The organism is Bradyrhizobium sp. USDA 3311 (assembly GCF_054062495.1).
This window is the reverse complement of the sequence record NZ_JBSSFI010000001.1, coordinates 6,642,446-6,659,748: the sequence shown is the minus strand read 5'-3', so window position 1 is coordinate 6,659,748 and position 17,303 is coordinate 6,642,446. Positions and strand designations below refer to the sequence as shown.

The 17,303-nt window shown below is 65.7% G+C and carries 19 protein-coding genes; 10 read left to right on the top strand and 9 right to left on the bottom strand.

Features of this window, described 5'->3' with window-relative positions; translation table 11 throughout:
• Window positions 1-79 precede the first annotated feature (79 nt).
• Window positions 80-2,302: a hypothetical protein gene (locus ACVWW6_RS32185; RefSeq protein WP_456682049.1), complete on the top strand. Its 2,223-nt coding sequence runs from the start codon at window positions 80-82 to the stop codon at window positions 2,300-2,302.
• 91 nt (window positions 2,303-2,393) lie between these two features.
• On the opposite strand, the gene ACVWW6_RS32180 is transcribed toward ACVWW6_RS32185, so the two are convergent.
• Entirely contained in the window at window positions 2,394-3,785 is a 1,392-nt protein-coding gene (locus ACVWW6_RS32180; protein WP_456682048.1) for an NAD-dependent succinate-semialdehyde dehydrogenase, read from the bottom strand.
• Between the two features lie 278 nt (window positions 3,786-4,063).
• Between ACVWW6_RS32180 and ACVWW6_RS32175 the strand changes: the two genes are divergently transcribed.
• Both ACVWW6_RS32175 and ACVWW6_RS32170 read left to right on the top strand, forming a co-directional pair.
• Window positions 4,064-5,323: a serine hydrolase domain-containing protein gene (locus ACVWW6_RS32175; RefSeq protein ID WP_456682047.1), complete on the top strand. Its 1,260-nt coding sequence runs from the start codon at window positions 4,064-4,066 to the stop codon at window positions 5,321-5,323.
• Window positions 5,324-5,498: 175 nt separating this feature from the next.
• The gene (locus ACVWW6_RS32170; RefSeq protein ID WP_456682046.1) at window positions 5,499-6,380 is read left to right on the top strand and encodes an AraC family transcriptional regulator; all 882 of its coding nucleotides are present in this window, start codon (window positions 5,499-5,501) and stop codon (window positions 6,378-6,380) included.
• A 74-nt stretch (window positions 6,381-6,454) separates the two neighbouring features.
• Here ACVWW6_RS32170 and ACVWW6_RS32165 read toward each other — a convergent pair whose 3' ends face one another.
• Window positions 6,455-8,005 carry a carboxylesterase/lipase family protein gene (locus ACVWW6_RS32165; protein WP_456682045.1) on the bottom strand — a complete coding sequence of 517 codons (1,551 nt, stop codon included), beginning with the start codon at window positions 8,003-8,005 and terminating at the stop codon, window positions 6,455-6,457.
• Between the two features lie 120 nt (window positions 8,006-8,125).
• Between ACVWW6_RS32165 and ACVWW6_RS32160 the strand changes: the two genes are divergently transcribed.
• The 3 genes from ACVWW6_RS32160 to ACVWW6_RS32150 all read left to right on the top strand — a co-directional run bounded on the left by ACVWW6_RS32160 (window position 8,126) and on the right by ACVWW6_RS32150 (window position 10,143).
• Window positions 8,126-8,917, top strand: coding sequence for an AraC family transcriptional regulator (locus ACVWW6_RS32160; protein ID WP_161535209.1), 792 nt, complete (start codon window positions 8,126-8,128; stop codon window positions 8,915-8,917).
• A gap of 201 nt (window positions 8,918-9,118) precedes the next feature.
• Window positions 9,119-9,781 (top strand): SRPBCC family protein, encoded by a 663-nt coding sequence (locus ACVWW6_RS32155; RefSeq protein WP_271613010.1) that lies wholly within the window; start codon window positions 9,119-9,121, stop codon window positions 9,779-9,781.
• Window positions 9,781-10,143 (top strand): ArsR/SmtB family transcription factor, encoded by a 363-nt coding sequence (locus ACVWW6_RS32150; protein WP_028171024.1) that lies wholly within the window; start codon window positions 9,781-9,783, stop codon window positions 10,141-10,143. Before ACVWW6_RS32155 ends, ACVWW6_RS32150 begins: the two co-directional genes overlap by 1 nt.
• A gap of 42 nt (window positions 10,144-10,185) precedes the next feature.
• Here the strand turns inward: ACVWW6_RS32150 and ACVWW6_RS32145 are convergent, their stop codons facing one another.
• Window positions 10,186-10,683, bottom strand: coding sequence for a peptide deformylase (locus tag ACVWW6_RS32145; RefSeq protein ID WP_456682044.1), 498 nt, complete (start codon window positions 10,681-10,683; stop codon window positions 10,186-10,188).
• 77 nt (window positions 10,684-10,760) lie between these two features.
• On the opposite strand from ACVWW6_RS32145, the gene ACVWW6_RS32140 reads away from it, so the two are divergent.
• Window positions 10,761-11,345, top strand: a complete 585-nt coding sequence (locus ACVWW6_RS32140) for a TetR/AcrR family transcriptional regulator (protein ID WP_028171026.1) — start codon at window positions 10,761-10,763, stop codon at window positions 11,343-11,345.
• Between the two features lie 105 nt (window positions 11,346-11,450).
• Window positions 11,451-12,044, top strand: a complete 594-nt coding sequence (locus ACVWW6_RS32135) for a DUF308 domain-containing protein (RefSeq protein ID WP_271613008.1) — start codon at window positions 11,451-11,453, stop codon at window positions 12,042-12,044.
• 166 nt (window positions 12,045-12,210) lie between these two features.
• Here the strand turns inward: ACVWW6_RS32135 and ACVWW6_RS32130 are convergent, their stop codons facing one another.
• Window positions 12,211-12,672: a cupin domain-containing protein gene (locus ACVWW6_RS32130; RefSeq protein ID WP_456682043.1), complete on the bottom strand. Its 462-nt coding sequence runs from the start codon at window positions 12,670-12,672 to the stop codon at window positions 12,211-12,213.
• 184 nt (window positions 12,673-12,856) lie between these two features.
• Between ACVWW6_RS32130 and ACVWW6_RS32125 the strand changes: the two genes are divergently transcribed.
• Window positions 12,857-14,077, top strand: coding sequence for an MFS transporter (locus ACVWW6_RS32125; protein WP_370198388.1), 1,221 nt, complete (start codon window positions 12,857-12,859; stop codon window positions 14,075-14,077).
• A gap of 43 nt (window positions 14,078-14,120) precedes the next feature.
• On the opposite strand, the gene ACVWW6_RS32120 is transcribed toward ACVWW6_RS32125, so the two are convergent.
• The 3 genes from ACVWW6_RS32120 to ACVWW6_RS32110 all read right to left on the bottom strand — a co-directional run bounded on the left by ACVWW6_RS32120 (window position 14,121) and on the right by ACVWW6_RS32110 (window position 15,940).
• A complete protein-coding gene (locus ACVWW6_RS32120) occupies window positions 14,121-14,993 on the bottom strand; it encodes a bifunctional helix-turn-helix transcriptional regulator/GNAT family N-acetyltransferase (RefSeq protein WP_011086786.1) in 873 nt (290 codons plus the stop codon).
• Window positions 14,994-15,045: 52 nt separating this feature from the next.
• Entirely contained in the window at window positions 15,046-15,459 is a 414-nt protein-coding gene (locus ACVWW6_RS32115; RefSeq protein WP_304552912.1) for a cupin domain-containing protein, read from the bottom strand.
• Window positions 15,460-15,538: 79 nt separating this feature from the next.
• Window positions 15,539-15,940 (bottom strand): Ohr family peroxiredoxin, encoded by a 402-nt coding sequence (locus ACVWW6_RS32110; protein ID WP_028171032.1) that lies wholly within the window; start codon window positions 15,938-15,940, stop codon window positions 15,539-15,541.
• Window positions 15,941-16,088: 148 nt separating this feature from the next.
• Between ACVWW6_RS32110 and ACVWW6_RS32105 the strand changes: the two genes are divergently transcribed.
• On the top strand, window positions 16,089-16,559 hold the full coding sequence (locus tag ACVWW6_RS32105) for a MarR family winged helix-turn-helix transcriptional regulator (protein WP_011086789.1): 471 nt from the start codon (window positions 16,089-16,091) through the stop codon (window positions 16,557-16,559).
• Window positions 16,560-16,634: 75 nt separating this feature from the next.
• Here the strand turns inward: ACVWW6_RS32105 and ACVWW6_RS32100 are convergent, their stop codons facing one another.
• Both ACVWW6_RS32100 and ACVWW6_RS32095 read right to left on the bottom strand, forming a co-directional pair.
• Complete coding sequence (locus ACVWW6_RS32100; RefSeq protein WP_011086790.1) at window positions 16,635-16,790, bottom strand: hypothetical protein; 156 nt, start codon at window positions 16,788-16,790, stop codon at window positions 16,635-16,637.
• 102 nt (window positions 16,791-16,892) lie between these two features.
• A complete protein-coding gene (locus ACVWW6_RS32095) occupies window positions 16,893-17,246 on the bottom strand; it encodes an MmcQ/YjbR family DNA-binding protein (RefSeq protein WP_011086791.1) in 354 nt (117 codons plus the stop codon).
• Window positions 17,247-17,303: the final 57 nt, after the last annotated feature.

Here is a 17,303-nt window from a genome sequence, read left to right as displayed (position 1 = left end):
GATCGCCTCGTCATTTCAACGAGGAGATTACGACATGTGCAATTGCTCAGAGCATGAATCGAGTGGCAGCCTTGCGAAGATGACCGGAGCATCGGTCGAGCCGGCGATGAAGCCGCAGGTGCCGCTGTCGCGTCAGATCAGCATCAGCGACGACGATTCCGGCGACCAGCCGGCCGCGACCGATCTGCAGCCGTTTCCGCCGTTCAGGCTGTGCAGGCTCGACTTTCGCGAAGGCTGCTACCAGATCAACTTCAGGCCGACGGCCGGCTTCGTGTCCTTCGAAGGCACGCTGCGCGTCGATCGCTCGGCGCCCGACGGCGGCGCGGATCATCTGATCGTCAGCGGCGATCTCTATTCGAAGCGGCCGGTGATCGGTCCGATCCCCCATCCGTTGCCGCCGGTGGGGAACAAGGACGGAGATGCAGCCACAGCGGACGCGGGGCTGACGAGCCTCGCCGGTTCGCTCAGCGCGGTCGATGAGCCGGCTATTCCGTTCCCGATCCGCAGGCCGAGGATCCCCATCTTCCCCCGCGCGCGCTATCATTCCTATCTCAGGGTGACCAGCGTGTCCGCGCCGGTCGCGGTCCCGCTGCCGAAGAAGTGCGAGCTCACCATCGTCGCCGAGCAGTTCAATTACACGCAGCCGCCGGTCGGCCAGTTCAAGGGCACGTTCCCGGCGACGCCGTCGCGCACCGTGACGATGAAGCTTGCGAAGGTGCCGGCGCCGTTTCCGTTCTCCCTGACCGGCGGACCGTTCTACGAGGGCCGGCTGTTCGAGGGCGGTGTGGACAAGGGCAGCGTCACGCTCGCCTGGGTGTCGAAATTCTTCCGCAGAGCGACGCTGGAAATCGATACGCTGGTCGGCGCCGTGCGGCCCGCGCCGGTGCCCGACGGCACCGGCGGCACGGAGTTCTTCGACACGATCTTCGCCAGGACAGGCTGGCAGCTCACGGTGGTGCAGGACCAGCTCAACGTCCCGGTGCCATCAGGCGTGGTGCCGACCAACTGCTGGAGCTCTGCGGATCTGCACGCGCTGATGACGACCGTGCGCAATCCGGCGACGAATCTGGACGCCGAATGGCGCGTGCACATGATCGTCGTGCCTGCGAAGCTCGGCTGCTCGCGCGGCATCATGTACGACCAGATCGGCGTTCCTCGCGAAGGCTGCGCGAGCTTCTCCGATGACGGCTATCCCACCTCGGACTCGTCGAACTTTGGTCTCGCCGCGAACAGGAAGCAGCGCGACGTGCCGCGTGCGTTCCTGCGCAGTGCGACCCACGAGCTGACGCACACGCTGAACCAGATCCACCAGGAGCAGGAGACGGCGGCCGACAACTCGATCATGACCACGACGCCGAGCGTGGCGGACGTGCTCGGCGGTCCCGCGACCGGCGAGCCCGGCGTGTTCCCGGATCAGATCAAGCTCGCGCACAACACCAACGTCCGTCATCACCTGAACCACATGCCGGATCCGGTCATTCGTCCGGGCGGATGGCCGTTCGCAAGCTGGTTCCCGACCGGCGCGCCGCAGGCCGCCGACCGGCACGACTTCGAACCTTCCGAGCTGACGCTTGCGGTGACGGCTACGACCGACCGCGTCGCGCTCGGCCAGCCGCTGGATCTGACCTGGACGATGACGAACACCAGCGGCGTGTCGCTGCGCGCGCCGAACGACGTCGGCATCGAGGCCCTGTTCGCGTCGATCACGGTCACCGATGCCGAGGGGCGCGAGCGCCCGGTGAGGCCCTTCGTGATCCTGTGCGAGCACGCAAAATTGAGCGAGCTCAAGCCCGGCAAGAGCGTCACGGCCTCGGCGAAGGTGTTCTGGAGCACGGCGGGCTTTGCCTTCGAGCGACCGGGCCGCTACCGCGTCGACGTCGCCGTGTCGTGGTCGGCGCAGGGCGTGATGGTGGGCGTGCAGTCGGGGATCGACGTGTTCGTCGACTATCCGTCCAGCGCCAGCGACAACCATTCGGCCAATCTCGTGCTGCATCCCGAGGTCGGCAAATGGGTGGCGCTCGGCGGCGATGCCTATCACCTCGGCGAAGCGTGCCGGCGCTTGCAGGCGCTCAGCCAGACCGCGGCGCCGGCAGGTGCACTGGCCGTCGCCGGCGACGGTGCGCCCGCGCCGCGGGTGCTCGACGGCTTCGCGGACCTGCTGCCGGACCGCGCCAAGCTCGCCAGATTGCGTCCCGAGCTGACCGCCGATACGGGCGGCCGCGCGGAACGCGGTCCCGCGCGAGCAGCCCCGGGGCGCAAGCGCGCGGCAAAGGCAAAGAAGCGCACGGGGCGAAAGGGGTAAGCCGAAGCCGGAGCGACGGGTATCGATCGCCCGACCCATCCATCGCACGTCACCCGCGCCGCGCACGGCGCGGGTGACGCACGACACGCCGTCAGAACCGGGCGTCGATGTCGACGACGTCGATCAGCTTGTGATTGACGAACTCCTTGAGGCCGAGCCCCAGCAATTCGCGTCCGTAGCCGGAGCGGCGGATGCCGCCGAAGGGCGGGTCGGCCTCGACCTTGGTCGGGTGGTTGACGAACACCATGCCGGTCGAGATCTTCCTGGCGACGTCCGCGCCGTGCTTCGTGTCGGAGGTGAACACCGAGCCGCCGAGGCCGAACGGGGAATCATTGGCGATGCGCACGGCATCATTCTCGTCCCTGGCGCGAAATAGCATCGAGACGGGGCCGAAGAATTCCCAGTAGCGCGCCGGATTGTCGTCGGCGACATCGGTCAGGATCGTCGGCTGCACGAAGGCGCCCTGGTTGGGGACGGGCGGGCCGACCTGCTCGGCCTTGGCGCCATGCGCAACGGCCTGGCGGATCTTCTCCTTGATCTCGTCGGCCGCGGCCTGCGAAGAGAGCGGCGCGAGCGTGGTTTCGGGGGCGAAGGGGTCGCCCGCCCTGAGGCCGGCCACGCCCTCGCGGTAGCGCGCAAGAAATTCGTCATAGACTGCATCGACGATGATCATGCGCTTGGATGAGACGCAGACCTGACCGCCGTTCCAGTGACGGCCGAACACCGCCCATTTGATCGTCTTGGCCATGTCGGCGTCGGCGAGCACGACGAACGCGTCGGCGCCGCCGAGCTCCATGGTCGACTTCTTCAACGCCTTGCCGGCCTGCGCGGCGACGACCGCGCCGGCATCTTCCGAGCCCGTGAGCGCCACGCCATGGACGCGCGGATCGTTGATGATCGTCTCGACCTGCGAGCGGGTCGCGTAGAGATTGATGAAGGCGCCCTCGGGCAGCCCCGCTTCGCGCATCAGCCGTTCGAACGCCGCCGCGCTCTGCGGCACGTTGGAGGCGTGCTTCAGCAGCATGGTGTTGCCGGCCGAAAGCTGCGGGGCGATGATGCGGGCGATCTGGTAGTAAGGGAAGTTCCAGGGTTCGATGGCGAGCAGCACGCCGAGCGGCTCGCAGACGATGACGGCCTCGCCCTCGGCGGGATCGGCGACAGTCAATTTCTCCGGCCGGAGCAGGCTTTCGGCATTCTGGACGTAATATTCGAAGATCTTCGCGGACAATTCGACCTCGGCCTTCGCTTCGGTGAACAGCTTGCCCATCTCGAGCGTCAGGAGCTTTGCGTAGGCGTCGGCGTCCTTGCGCAGCAGGTCGGCTGCCTTTTGCAGGATCGCGCCGCGCGCGGCAAAGGACGTCTCGCGCCAGGCAAGGAAGGCCGCATGCGCCGCGTCGATCGCGCGGGCGACCTCGGCATCGGTGGCGGTGGGGAATGTCTCGAGGACTTCACCCGTGTAGGGGTAGGTGGTTGCGTAGGCCATGTGTCGTTCTCGCTCCAGGCATCGTGCAGTGCTTGGTGCCGGCTGCCTTCATGCGCTTCCGACGGGACTGCTGATGAAAGGATGGATCACAACCCAATTCGTCACTTTGAGACAGGTCAATCGAGATGCCTCAGCGCCGTTCACGAGACTGCGAGCGGGCGGTGGTCGGACCTGTCGTCATCAGGGGGCACTGCACAGCACCCCGGCACAAACGCGGGATGTGGGTTGCGCTGTCTCATGATACGCCAGCCACATCGTCCTCTCCGGAGCCTGCCTTCATGTCCGTCGCGACCACCGCCAATCAAGCCCCCGCAACCGCCGCTGAGACCGATCCCGAAACGCTCGGCTGGATGAAGGGCTTCCCGCCGGCGCCGGAGCGGACGATCACCTTCCAGGACGGCTCGTTCCGCAGCTTCCCCGAGCTGCGCTGGGCCTGGAGCAATATCCGCCAATTGGTGCCGACCGTGAACGTCTGGCGCGGGGCGGGACCGGCATCGCCGCTGCCGCGCGAGGACCACGACATCGGCGCGGTCGCCTCGACCACGATGGACGGCCGTCCCATGACCTTCGCGAAAGTGCTGGAGGAGACCTACACCGACGGCATCGCCGTGCTGCATCGGGGCAAGCTGATCTACGAGCGCTACTTCGGTGCGTTGAAGCCGCACAAGCCGCATATCGGAATGTCGGTAACGAAATCCTTCACCGGCGTGCTCGCGGGCATTCTGGTCACCGAGGGCAAGATCGATCCGCAGGCACCGGTCACGGACTATGTACCGGAGCTGAAGGCGAGCGCATTTGGCGATGCGCGCGTGCACGAGGTCATGGATATGACGACCGGCCTCGAATACACCGAAGTCTACACCGACAGGAATTCGCATGTTTGGGGCTTGCGGCGCGCCAACGGCATGGCGCCGATCCCGCCTGATTATGACGGCCCGACCACCATTTTCGATTTCCTCGTCGCGCAGAAGAAGCAGGGCGAGCACGGCAAGGCCTTCGCCTACAAGACCGTCAACACCGACGTGCTGGCCTGGATCTGCCGGCGCGCCAGCGGCCTGACGCTGTCCGATCTTCTCTCCGAGCGGATCTGGACGCAAATCGGCGCGGAGGAGGACGCGCATTATCACGTCGACCGCATCGGCACCGAGAGCGGCGGCGGCGGTCTCTCGACCACTTTGCGCGATCTCGCCCGCTTCGGCGAGACCATGCGCAATCACGGCCGTTTTAGTGGCCGCCAGATCGTGCCGTCGTCCGTTGTCGAGGACATTTCGCGCGGCGGCGATCCCGAGAAATTCAAGCCCGCCGGCTACACCACGTTGCCAGGTGCCTCCTATCGCAATCAATGGTGGGTGACGCACAACCCCCACGGTGCCTACATGGCGCGCGGCGTCCACGGCCAGGGCATCTACGTCGATCCCAAGGCCGAGATGGTGATCGCGCGCTACGCCTCGCACCCTGTCGCGGGCAACGCCGCCAACGATCCCGTGACGCTGCCGGCCTACATGGCGCTGGCAAAGGCGCTGATGGCGGGCGGATGAGGTGAGGTTGTAGGATGGGTAGAGCGATAGCGAAACCCATCGGCTTCTCTCGCGGAGCACCAGCGATGATGGGTTTCGCTGCGCTCTATCCATCCTACGAGTCCCCAAACCGCAAGATCGGTCGAGCACGTCGCAGCCGTCAGCGATTAACTGGAGCCGCCACGGAGGAGGGACGATGAAGGCGGCGCTGCAAAATTATCAGGATCGGATGCGGCGGGTGCTGGAGCATATCGACCGGCATCTCGACGCTGATCTGGACCTCGACACGCTGAGCGCTGTTGCGGCCTTCTCGAAATTTCATTTCCACCGGCAGTTCACGGCGACCTTCGGGCTGTCCGTGCATCGCTATGTTCAGCTTGCCCGTATGAAGCGCGCTTCGCATCGGCTGGCCTACAGGGACGACGAAAGCGTCACCGACATCGCGATGGATGCCGGCTACGACGCACCGGACGCCTTCGCCCGCGCCTTTCGGCAACGGTTCGGGCAATCGCCGTCGTCGTTCCGGAAATCTCCCGACTGGGAGCCGTGGCTTGCGGCCTTCGGGCCTCTCGACAACGCGAGGAGCAAGCTCATGCAGAAGACCTTTACCCCTGACGACGTGACGATCCGCGATGTGCCCACGACGAAGGTGGCGATCATGGAGCATCGGGGCGACCCGGCGACGCTTCCTGCCACCATCCAGCGGTTCATCGCCTGGCGCAGGGCGGCTAACCTGCACCCCAGGACAAGTCCGACCTTCAATGTCTGGCGTTCCGAGCGGCGTCCCGCCTCGCCGGCCGATTACAGCGTGGACCTCTGCGCCGGGACCGACCAGCCGATCCAGGCGAATGGCGAAGCGATCAAGGCCGGCGAGATCCCCGGCGGACGTTGCGCAGTGCTGCGCGTCGTCGGCCACACCGACAATCTGGAGCCCGCCGCGCTCTACCTTTATCGCGACTGGCTTCCGACCAGCGGCGAGGAAGCGCGCGACTTCCCGATTTATTGCCAGCGGCTGAGCTTGTTCCCGGAGGTGCCGGAGCATGAGGCGGTCGCGGAGCTTTTCCTGCCGCTGAAATAGCGCACCTGACGGCGGCGTGTCCGTTTCGGTCGTAGGAGACGGACTGGTCGCTATCGAGTTGGCGGTTAAGCCGCTTATGCCATCTCGCGCCAGCGCATCGGCAATACGCCGTCCTGCCTGAAACTGTCGAGGAAGCGGAAGCGGGCGGCTTGCGGATTGGGACGGGCTTCGATCGTCGTATCGAGGATCTGCACGACGTCGTTCTCGTCATAGGCGGGCCAGGGTGGCAGACCTGATCCGTTCGGGTTCCCCTGCGTCGCGAAATTCACCCAGTAACCCATCATCGTCCGCGCCAGCGCGCGGTCCTCCTCGGCCGGCGGTGCTGTGCTGCCGATCACCTGTTGCGGCGTCAGCGTGCCGAACACGAACGGGATTTCGGTGACATGCGAGGCGATCGGCGTGTAGCGCGACGTATAGCTGAACAGATAGCCGTAGGCGGGCGCGCGCCGGCGACGCCGATGCAGCCGCAGCCACTGCCAGCACTGCTCGCCGATCACGGTGTCGCCGGTGAGGGCCGCCGCGGAGGCCTTCGCCTCGGCATCGGTCGCGGCGGGGTAGACCTTCAGGAAATCGGCCATGCGTTCCCGGCCGAACATTGCCTCGGCCGCGGTGAGAAAGGCGCGCGCCGAGTGGTCGGGCAGGGATTGCGCAGGGAAGGGGAATTCCTCCGCGCTATTCCAGCCCGCCAGCAAGGGGATGTGCATCTGCTCGCCGCGCAGGAATCTGCGGGCGGGCACGTCGGGCACCACATCATGATCGATGCTCGGTGAGAATGCCGCGACGACGGGACTGGCCTTGAAGCTCCACGGCGCGGCTGCGTTCAATTGGTCGGCCGGCATCGCGCGCAAGGCGGCGATGGACTCATCGCCTTGTTGCCGGGCGAACGCGAGACCGCGCGCGCGGGCTTCTTCAAAACTCTGAAGTGGCCCGTGCTTGCCATCCCAGAACGCGCCGCTCTGTCCGATGGCCTTGTGAAACAGTCCGTGCGCGAGCGGCGAGGCCATCAGGATCCCGACGGCCATGGCGCCGGCGGACTCGCCGAACAGGGTGACGTTGTCAGGATCGCCGCCGAAGCCGGCAATGTTGGCCTTGACCCAGCGCAGCGACGCCAGTTGGTCTCTGAGGCCGTAATTGCCCGACGGCGCTTCCGCGTCGAGATCAGGATGGGCGAGGAAGCCGAAGACGCCGAGGCGATAGTTGAAGCTGACGACGACGACCCCGCTGGCCGCCAGCGCGCCGCCGTCGGTCGCGGGGTTGGCCGAGGAGCCGAATTGAAAGCCCCCGCCATGAATCCACACCATCACGGGCCGCCTCTCGTCCGGATGCTCCGCTGTGGTCCAGACATTGAGATAGAGGCAATCCTCGTCGCGCGGTCCCGGCCGATGGTCGTTTTCGAGAGCTGAAAGACAGCCGGCGCCAAACACACTTGCATCTCGCACGCCGTCCCAAGGCGCTGGCGGCCGCGGTGCGCACCAGCGCAGCCGTCCAACCGGGGGCGCCGCGTAGGGGATGCCCTTGAACGACAGCACGCCGCTTGCGTCCCGCACGCCGCCGCGCACGAAACCGGCTTGGGTGCGGACCACACGTCCGAGTTCGGCTGCTGTCGCGGTCGTGAAGGCATTCATGGTCGTATCCCGTCATCGGTGGGCGCCTGGCCGCCGCCCGGCAGGTTTGGCAGCAACCTATCGACTTTCGCCCTCGTTGAATTTAGATATTTAGCCATTCAATGACTAAAAACCGGCAGCATGCGGCAACCCCTTCGCTTTCCATGGTCCAGCCTCGATGTGGACGATCGCTCCGCCCCGGTCATCGCCGTGCGCGTTGACGTGACGGGGACCAAGGGGGAGGTCCCCGATCACAGCCACCGCAAGGGACAACTGGTCTTCGCGTTGGGAGGTGGTGTCACATGTCGCGTTCCCAGTGGCCTGTGGATGGTGCCGCCACATTGCGCGGTGTGGATTCCCGGCGGCATGCAGCACAGCAACCTCGCCACAGAGAATGCCCGGCTGTTTTTCGTCTACATCGAGCCCGACATCGTGGACCTGCCGGGTCGATGCTGCACGCTGTCGATCTCGCCGCTGCTGCGTGAGCTGATCGTCGAGTTGTGCGATCAGGTCGGGGATGACTTGGCGAGGGTGGACCTCCTGGCGAGCGTCCTGCTCCGCGAGCTGCCGCGCATGCCCGTCCAGCAGCTCCATCTGCCGCTCTCGTCCGAGCCGCGGTTGAAGCGGATCGCGGCTGCGCTGGCAAAAGATCCTTCCGACCGCAGGACCCTCGCCGAATGGTCGAAGCGCGTCGCGCTCAGCGAGAGCAGCCTCGCGCGTCTCGTCGTCAGGGAAACGGGTCTGAGCTTCGGGCGCTGGCGCCAGCAATTGCACCTGATCGTCGCCCTGCGAGAACTCACTGCCGGCGCCAGCGTGCAGCAGGTCTCGGCCGATCTCGGCTACGAGTCCGTCGCGGCCTTCATCACGATGTTCAAGAAGGCGCTCGGCAACCCCCCGGCAAAATATCTCAGCAGTATCGTGCGGGATGCGTAGGGAAGCACGCAACTTCCCGATCTATTGCCAGCGGCGGAGCTTCTTCCCGGAGGTGCCGGAGCACGAGGCGGTTGGGGACCTTTTTCTGCCGCTGAAGGAGGGGCACCGAATTCCAGGCGTCGAACGTCGTTAATATAAGACTTGACTTATATTAGTGCAGATCGATATTTGCCCTTGCGATCAACGACAAGGAGGAATGCAATGGAGATCGACGTCGCCAGAGTCTTGGGGCTTGTGACGCGTTCGGTGCGGAATTTCGAGAAAGACGGCAAGCCGGCCAGCGCGGTGACACTGACGCGGCTTTACGAGACGAGCGTTGACGATCTTTGGGACGCGGTGACCAGCAGGGAGCGCATTCCGCGCTGGTTCTTGCCGGTCGAGGGAGACCTCCAGCTCGGCGGAAGGTACCAGCTCAAGGGCAATGCGGGCGGCACCATCACGGCATGTACGCCGCCGATCCATTTTGCAGCGACGTGGGAATTCGGTGGTGCGATGAGCTGGATCGACGTCCAGCTCGCGGCAGAACGACATCAGGCGCGGTTGACGCTGGAGCACACCGCGATCATCGAGGATCACTGGAATCAGTTCGGCCCAGGCGCCGTGGGTATCGGTTGGGACCTCGCCATTGCCGGACTTGAGCGATATGTTGCCACCGGGGCATCGGTCGACCATGAGACGGCCGAGGCATGGATGGGATCTCCTGCGGGCAAGGAATTCATGACACGAAGCGGCGAGCAATGGCGCGAGGCGCATGTCGCGAGCGGGGTCGACCCTGAGACGGCGAAGCAGCGCTCGGACCGCACCATCGCCTTCTATCGCGGCGAGATGCCGCCCGATGTCGCACATCCAGGCACAGGAAGCTGATGCACGTCTTCGAGGTCCTCGCCGATCCCGTGCGCCGTCGCATCCTCGAGCTGCTGTCGCCCGGGGAAATGGCGTCCGGCGAGGTCGTCGAGGCGATCGGGGCGGAGTTCGGAATCACGCAGGCCGCCGTGTCGCAGCACCTCAAGGTGCTGCGCGAGAGCGGCTTCGCGACGGTTCGGGCGGAGGCGCAAAGGCGGCTCTATTCGGTCGACGTTGCGGGGCTTCGCGCGGTGGATGCGTGGATCGGTCAGTTCAGGAATTTCTGGGAGCCGAAGCTGGACGCGCTGGCGACCGAGATCGCGCGCGGCAAGCGGGAGCGTCGTCACGCTCCCGTCACCAAACGGAGCGGGAAGAGGGCTTGAAGGCGTCGCGAACAAGGTGGCGAAGCCGCCTTAGCGTCACGGTCACCCCCGCGACATTTTCTCGAACTTCTTCACCAGCCGTTCCCGCTTCTGCCGCGACAGCCGCTGGATCCAGAACATCCCGTCGAGCTGGTCGATCTCGTGCTGGTGACAGACGGCGCGCAGGGCTTCCGACTCCTCGGTCTGCATGGTGCCGTCGAGATCCCAGTAGCTGATGCGCACGCGGGCGTGACGCTGGACCTCGTCGTTGACCCCGGGCATCGAGACGCTGCCCTCCCGGTGCATGATCATCTCGGGCGAAGCCCATGTGATCTCAGGATTGACATAGGTCCGTGCGCCGTCTTTGGCGTCGAGCTCGAGCACCACGACGCGCAAGGGCACGCCGATATGCGGAGCCGTGATGCCGATGCCGGGCGCGGCGCGCATGGTGTCGAGCAGGTCCGCGGCGAGCTCGCGGAGCTCGTCGTCGAACGCAGTGACGGGGCGGGCAGGAATCGCCAGCCGGCGGTCGGGGTAGCGGACGAGGGGGCGGATGGTCATGCACGCTCCTACCACTCACGGATGGTTGAAGCACCTCGTTCTTGACGCCCTACCAACTGGAAGGTAGCTCATGCGCCATGACCAACGTTTCCTCGACCGCCGACGACATCCTGGCCTGCGCGCGCACGCTGATCATTGCCGGCGGCTATAACGGCTTCAGCTACGCCGACATCGCCGACATCGTCGGCATCCGCAAGCCGAGCATCCACCACCATTTCGCCAGCAAGGTCGACCTGGTCCGCACCCTCGTGTCGCGCTATCGCGAGGAGGCCGCGGCGGGACTCTCCGCAATCGAGCGCAACATCCCGGACCCCGGCGCACAGCTCAAAAGCTATCTCGCCTATTGGGAGGCGTGCATCAAGGACGCGACGGCTCCGTTCTGCGTGTGTGCGCTTCTTGCCAGTGAGCTTCCGCTCCTGCCCGAGGAGGTGGCGCTTGAAGTGCGCGCCCATTTCCGCGCCCTGGCATCCTGGCTGACCTCGGTGATGGAGCGCGGCAAGCGGCAGGGGCGGCTACAGCTTTCCGGCACGGCGCGGGTCGAGGCCGAAGGATTCATGGCCACGGTTCACGGCGCGATGCTGTCGGCGCGTGCCTATGGCGATCCCAAGATGTTCGGTGTCATCACCCGGCCGCTGCTGGAGCGGCTGTCCGCGACGCGCTGAGATCACGCGGCGGGCCCCCGACAATCACACAAGCTGCAAGCCATCTGCGTCGCTGCAATTTCGCTTCGCTCGAGAAACTACCAACTAGTAGGTAAGGAGACTGTCATGAGAGATCATCATCAGCCGGATTCGGCCCTGGCCGGTCAGGAGCAATGGCTGAGGCTGTACTACTTCACGCGCGCGGGGTTTTCCGTCGCCTGGGTCGCCGCTGCGTTTGCCGTCGGTCAGTCCTCCGCGCCGGTCGCCGGAGCTTTGCTCGTCGCCTATCCGGCGTGGGACGCCGCGGCCAATTGGCTCGACGCGCTGCGTAGCGGTGGGCTCAGCCAGAACCGCACCCAGGCTCTGAACGTCCTGGTCAGTCTGGCGACCACAGTCGCGGTCGTCCTTGCCTTGCAGGTCAGCATGAACTGGGTGCTCGGCGTGTTCGGTGCATGGGCGATCCTGTCCGGATTGCTGCAGCTCGGGACGGCAATCCGGCGCTGGAGGCGTTTTGGCGCGCAGTGGGCCATGGCGCTCAGCGGTGGCCAATCAGCGCTGGCAGGCGGCTTCTTCATCGCTCAAGCCGCGATGCCCGCGGCTCCGTCGATCACGAATGTCGCCGGCTATGCTGCGGTCGGCGCGCTCTACTTCCTGGTCTCGGCGATCTGGCTCACCGTCAGCGCGTGGCGGCGTGGCGCCAGGCGGGCTCAGCTGGGGTGATGCGATGGCGTTGGCGGGATCATGACAGGATGCCGGTGTTTTGCCCGACGAGTCAAATTGCGGCCTGGTATCGCATCGCAAGTGACGACATCGTAAGTCATTGATCCCGCAGCGCCCGCCTACTGTGCATGGGGTTGCTTTCGAGGTTTTTGTTCTCGTGGCCGAACTAGCCGTCCGGATAGGGCTTGCCATCCTTGTGCAGGAACCGGCCGTCGGAAGCCGGGCTCATCATGTCGATGTCGGAGCAGGTGATGAGGTCGGCGGGCGAGCGCGAGCCGATTTCGAGGTAGAAGGCCATCGCGTCCGACCGGTTGATCATGTGATGGCCGTTGCCGCTGCCTTTCGGAAAGGCGGCGCAATCGCCCGCGCGCAAGACGGTTTCACCGTCGTCCTCGATCAGTGTCAGTTCGCCTTCGAGCAAATAGACGAACTCGTCCTCATGCGGATGCCAGTGCCGCTGGCTCGACCAGCTGCCCGGCGGCAGCCGCATCAAATTGACGCCGAAATCGGAAAGGCCCCCGGCGTTGCCGAGCCGCTGCCGGATGCGCTCGGCGCAAGGAAGGCTGAAGGGCGAGGGATAGCCGGAGCCTCTGCGCTCCGGCACTGCGGCGATGTCGATCTTGGGCATGCGGGTGCTTTCCTGAAACCTTTGGAGTTATGAGGCGCGAACAGGCCGCATCAGGGGCGGCGCTTGCGGAACCGCGCACCGGCGGCGCGGTCGCGATCGCCGGAAAATTAAAGTACCGTCGCCTGTCGGCGCGCGCCAATCCCAATCGTCTTTCACTCAGACAGACTGACGGGAGACAAGGAAAATGAACTCGTCCTACTATCGCTGGGTGATCGTCGCCGCCGGCGGCCTGCTTGGCTGTGTCGCGATCGGCGGCATGTTTTCGCTGCCGGTGTTCCTGCAGCCGATCGCCAAGGACACCGGCTGGTCGGTGACCGGCATCTCCAGCGCCATGACGATCGGCTTTCTGGCGATGGCCTTCACCAGCATGGCCTGGGGCACCGCGACGGACAGGTTCGGGCCGCGGCCGGTGGTGCTGACGGGCTCGACGGTGTTGGCGCTGAGCCTGTTCGGGGCGAGCCATGCGACCTCGCTCATTGCGTTCCAGTTCGTGTTCGGCCTCTTGGTCGGTGCCTCCTGCGCGGCGATCTTCGCGCCGATGATGGCGACCGTCACCGGCTGGTTCGACACCCACCGCAGCCTCGCGGTCTCGCTGGTGTCGGCCGGCATGGGCATGGCGCCGATGACGATGTCGCCGCTCGCGGCCTGGCTCGTCTCCGGCCATGACTGGCGCACCTCGATGCAGATCGTGGCACTGGTGGTCGGCGCCATCATGATCCCGGTATCGCTGCTGGTGCGCCGTCCGCCCGCGCTTGCGCAGGCGATGCCCGTGCCGTCGGGTGAGGACGCCGCGCAGGCGGAGATGTCGCTGGGGGAGGCGCTGCGCTCGCCGCAATTCCTCATCCTGCTCGCGACCAATTTCTTCTGCTGCGCCACCCATTCCGGCCCGATCATCCACACCGTCAGCTATGCCGTGAGCTGCGGCATTCCGCTGATCGCGGCGGTGACGATCTACAGCATCGAGGGTTTTGCCGGCATGGGCGGCCGCATCGCCTTCGGCCTGCTCGGCGATCGCTTCGGCGCTAAGCGCGTGCTGGTCACGGGCCTGCTGTTGCAGGCGTTCGGCGCGCTCGCCTACGTCTTCGCGCATCAGCTCGCGACTTTCTACGCGGTCGGCGCCATCTTCGGCTTCATCTATGCCGGCACCATGCCGCTCTACGCGGTGCTGGTGCGCGAAAACTTTCCGCTGCGCATGATGGGCACGGTGATCGGCGGCACCGCGATGGCCGGCAGCCTCGGCATGGCGACGGGGCCGCTCGCCGGCGGCCTGATCTACGACGCGTTCTCGAGCTACGCCTGGCTCTACATCGCCTCCTGGGCGATGGGCCTCGGCGCCTTCCTGATGGCGATGACCTTCCGCCCGTTCGCGAAGCCGCAAGGGCAGGTGGCGACCGCGGCGGCGTGAGGCTGTAGCCCGGGTGAGCGAAGCGACACCCGGGACTTCTGCCTCACAGCTGCTTTTCGAAGAACAGATCCGGATAGGGATCGTCATTGAACCGCGGGATCTCGCGCCAGCCCGTGCTGCGGTAGAGCTGGCCGGCCTCGGGGAGGGCGCTGTTGGTGTCGAGCCGCAGCAGCGCGATGCCGAGCTCGCGCGCCGCGTCTTCGGCCGCGTCCATCAGGCGACGGCCGAGCCGCAATCCGCGCGCGGCGGGGGCGACCCACAGCCGCTTGATCTCGGCATAGCCGTGATCGGTTCCCTTCAGCCCGACACAGCCGATCGGGAGCGTGTCCGACATCGCGACGATGAAGCTCCCGCGCGGCCGGCGCATGTCCTTGGCATCGGGATCGCGCGACAGCGAAACGTCAAAGCCCTGTTTGAAACGGCGGCTGAGCTCCGCGTAATATTCGCCGAGGCAATAGCGCGCCTCCTCGGATCGCGGGTCCGTCTCGTCGAGCGCAACGCGCTCGCGTGTCAGCGCGGAGGCGATCATGTCCATGGCCGCCAGCAGCGCATCGCGCTGCAAATGGTGGGCGAGGAAGCTTTCTGCCTGCGTATTCGACAGCGCCTCGTAGGCTGCGAACTCGCGCCGGCCCGTGCGTGTGAGTTTTGCCACGCGGCGGCGCGCATCGCCCGCATGCGCCGTGGTCTCGACCAGCCCTTCGTCTTCGAGGCTGCGCAACAGCCGGCTCATCAGCCCGGAATCGAGCCCGAGATAGTCTCGGATCTCGGCCACGTCCGAACGTCCGTGCCCGATTGCGTTGAGCACCCGCGCGGCGCCGAGCGGCCGGCCACGGCCGAGGAACGAGGTGTCGAGCGCGCCGACGGCGGAGGTGACGGCACGGTTGAAGCGGCGAACGCGTGAGACGGGGTCGAGCATGATATCTGACTTTAGTCAGATATTGTCTCCTGGTCAATTGGAGTGGCTGGCCTCACTTCGCCAGCGTCAGCAGCGGCTTGTCCTTCGCGACGATATAGGTCGCAAGCTCGCTGGCGGTCTCGGTGCCCACGTTCTTCGCCGCATGCACCGTGCCGGACGGGATGAACAGCACGTCGCCGGCCTTCAGCGTCACCGGTGGCTTGCCTTCGACGGCGTATTCGATGGCGCCTGACAGCACGTAGATGATTTCTTCGCCCGGATGGGTGTGCCGGCCGAACGCCACGCCGGGGGCGAGGTCGACGCGCACCTGCACGGCTTCGCGGCCGGGCGCGCTGAGATCGTGGCGCTGGAGGTCGGTGCGCGTGACACCGGCCGGCTGCGCCGCTACCGGCAGCGTGAACAGGTTTGCGGCCAGTACGGCTGTGCTGGCGAGGATACGCACGGCGGGCAAAAGACGATGGCTCATGGTCGGCTCCGTGTGGTCGCTGGACTGATCGCACCACGCGGGCCCAGCCGATGCCGGCCGGTTCCCGCGTCGTGGCGCTTCAGACGAGGGTGGTGGTCACCTCGATGTTGCCGTGCACCGCCTTGGAGTACGGGCAGATGCCGTGCGCGGCCTCGATCAGCTCCTGCGCCACCGCACGGTCGACGCCGGGGACGCTGACGTCGAGACGGGCGCGCAAGAAGAAGGCGCCGTTCGCATTGTTGAGGTCGATCGCGGTGTCGACCGACGGCTCGCTCGGCAGCTTGACCTTGCGCTGGGCGGCGGCGAGCCCGAGCGCGCCGAGGTAGCAGGCCGACCAGGCGGCCGCGAACAGGTTTTCGGCGGCCGGATGCGGCTGCGCCAACTTGATGTCGAGGAAGCCGTCGCTGGAGCGCGCGGCACCGTCGGAGCCTGAGGTGACGTGGGTCTTGCCGGTAAAGAGAAGCTTGGCAGCGGATGACATGGCGGGGTCCTTTCGGGATGCCATTTATCGTATCCGATCTAATCGGATGCGCCTTTAAATAAACCCGCCGCATCCGCCGGTCAAGATCTTCCGATTTAATCGGATACGATTTATATCGGTTGGCAGATCACGAATTGCGGAGGTTCCCGTGGCCCGTTCCCCCAAAGCCGCCGGCAAAGGCCGAAAGCTGTCGAATTTCCTGTGCTTTGCGGTCTATTCGGCCAATCTCGCCTTCGGCCGTGCCTACAAGCCCCTCTTGGACAAGGTCGGGCTGACCTACACCCAGTACATCGCCCTGGTGGCGCTGTCGGAGGAGGACGAGCAGACCGTCAGCGCGCTCGGCGAGAAGCTGTTCCTGGAATCCAACACGCTGACGCCGATCCTGAAGAAGCTCGAGCAGACGGGTTACATCAGGCGCCACCGTGATCCCGCCGACGAGCGGCAGGTGCGGGTGAGCCTGACGCCGGGCGGGCGCAAGCTGATCGAACAGGATCTCGGCGAGTCCCTGATCGAGGCGACCGGCCTCGGCGACGATTTTCCGGTGGTGCAGAAGACGGTGAGCACATTGCGCGACAATCTGCTGCGCGCGACCCAAACGGGTGCAGAGAAGAAGCGCTGAGCGGGGCGGGCTTCTGCAGGGAAGCCGGAGGCGGTGTCCGCCTCCGGCGCAAGCACGAGGGACAAGCGCTCCGCTTCAGCTGCAGACCGTGCGCGGAATCATCCATGTCGCAAAGGTCTGCCAAATCCCGTCTTCGCGACGGCGCTGGTAGGCGACGAAGTCGGCTCCGTCACCATGCACGAGTTCATAGCGATGAGATTTGGCGGCTGTGGTGGTGCTCGGTGAGCTCATAAAACACTCCATCTCGAATGGACTTTGCCCTCAGTTAGTTGCGGTGCAGCACAAGTCCATGGGAGGAACATCACGTTATGGCGAGGGCGGCGCAGCGAGGCTCTAGTCCAGCCCCAGCATCTTGCGCGATTTGCGCGTCAGCTTGGCCACGATCAGCGCGTGGGCCTGCGCCAGATAGGCGGTGAGCTCGGCATCCGGCAGGGCGTTGTTGCTGACGAGCTGCACCCATTTGGCGCGGGCGAGATACGGCGCCGGACGTGCCACGCCGTGCTCGATCAGCATCGCATAGGCCATGTCCGAGACCTTGAACATGTAGCCGCCGGAGCTTGCGACAAAGCCGCCGCCGAGCGCGAACATCTTGCCGCCGACCTTGAATACGGAAGTGCCCTCCCACTGCACCACCTTGGTGGCGGCGGGCAGGCGCAGGCAGCGCGCTTCGAAGCTTTTCGGAGTCATGGGGCGAGCGATAGCACGCCGCGTGCGGCTTGCAATGCGCGCGCTTGCTGCTTGCAA

Excerpts from the sequence above, each read along its gene's own strand:
- ACVWW6_RS32185 (WP_456682049.1), top strand. The coding sequence starts at position 80 with ATGACCGGAGCATCGGTCGAGCCGGCGATGAAGCCGCAGGTGCCGCTG.
- ACVWW6_RS32180 (WP_456682048.1), bottom strand. The coding sequence starts at position 3,785 with ATGGCCTACGCAACCACCTACCCCTACACGGGTGAAGTCCTCGAGACA.
- ACVWW6_RS32175 (WP_456682047.1), top strand. The coding sequence starts at position 4,064 with ATGTCCGTCGCGACCACCGCCAATCAAGCCCCCGCAACCGCCGCTGAG.
- ACVWW6_RS32170 (WP_456682046.1), top strand. The coding sequence starts at position 5,499 with ATGAAGGCGGCGCTGCAAAATTATCAGGATCGGATGCGGCGGGTGCTG.
- ACVWW6_RS32165 (WP_456682045.1), bottom strand. The coding sequence starts at position 8,005 with ATGAATGCCTTCACGACCGCGACAGCAGCCGAACTCGGACGTGTGGTC.
- ACVWW6_RS32160 (WP_161535209.1), top strand. The coding sequence starts at position 8,126 with ATGCGGCAACCCCTTCGCTTTCCATGGTCCAGCCTCGATGTGGACGAT.
- ACVWW6_RS32155 (WP_271613010.1), top strand. The coding sequence starts at position 9,119 with ATGGAGATCGACGTCGCCAGAGTCTTGGGGCTTGTGACGCGTTCGGTG.
- ACVWW6_RS32150 (WP_028171024.1), top strand. The coding sequence starts at position 9,781 with ATGCACGTCTTCGAGGTCCTCGCCGATCCCGTGCGCCGTCGCATCCTC.
- ACVWW6_RS32145 (WP_456682044.1), bottom strand. The coding sequence starts at position 10,683 with ATGACCATCCGCCCCCTCGTCCGCTACCCCGACCGCCGGCTGGCGATT.
- ACVWW6_RS32140 (WP_028171026.1), top strand. The coding sequence starts at position 10,761 with ATGACCAACGTTTCCTCGACCGCCGACGACATCCTGGCCTGCGCGCGC.
- ACVWW6_RS32135 (WP_271613008.1), top strand. The coding sequence starts at position 11,451 with ATGAGAGATCATCATCAGCCGGATTCGGCCCTGGCCGGTCAGGAGCAA.
- ACVWW6_RS32130 (WP_456682043.1), bottom strand. The coding sequence starts at position 12,672 with ATGCCCAAGATCGACATCGCCGCAGTGCCGGAGCGCAGAGGCTCCGGC.
- ACVWW6_RS32125 (WP_370198388.1), top strand. The coding sequence starts at position 12,857 with ATGAACTCGTCCTACTATCGCTGGGTGATCGTCGCCGCCGGCGGCCTG.
- ACVWW6_RS32120 (WP_011086786.1), bottom strand. The coding sequence starts at position 14,993 with ATGCTCGACCCCGTCTCACGCGTTCGCCGCTTCAACCGTGCCGTCACC.
- ACVWW6_RS32115 (WP_304552912.1), bottom strand. The coding sequence starts at position 15,459 with ATGAGCCATCGTCTTTTGCCCGCCGTGCGTATCCTCGCCAGCACAGCC.
- ACVWW6_RS32110 (WP_028171032.1), bottom strand. The coding sequence starts at position 15,940 with ATGTCATCCGCTGCCAAGCTTCTCTTTACCGGCAAGACCCACGTCACC.
- ACVWW6_RS32100 (WP_011086790.1), bottom strand. The coding sequence starts at position 16,790 with ATGAGCTCACCGAGCACCACCACAGCCGCCAAATCTCATCGCTATGAA.
- ACVWW6_RS32095 (WP_011086791.1), bottom strand. The coding sequence starts at position 17,246 with ATGACTCCGAAAAGCTTCGAAGCGCGCTGCCTGCGCCTGCCCGCCGCC.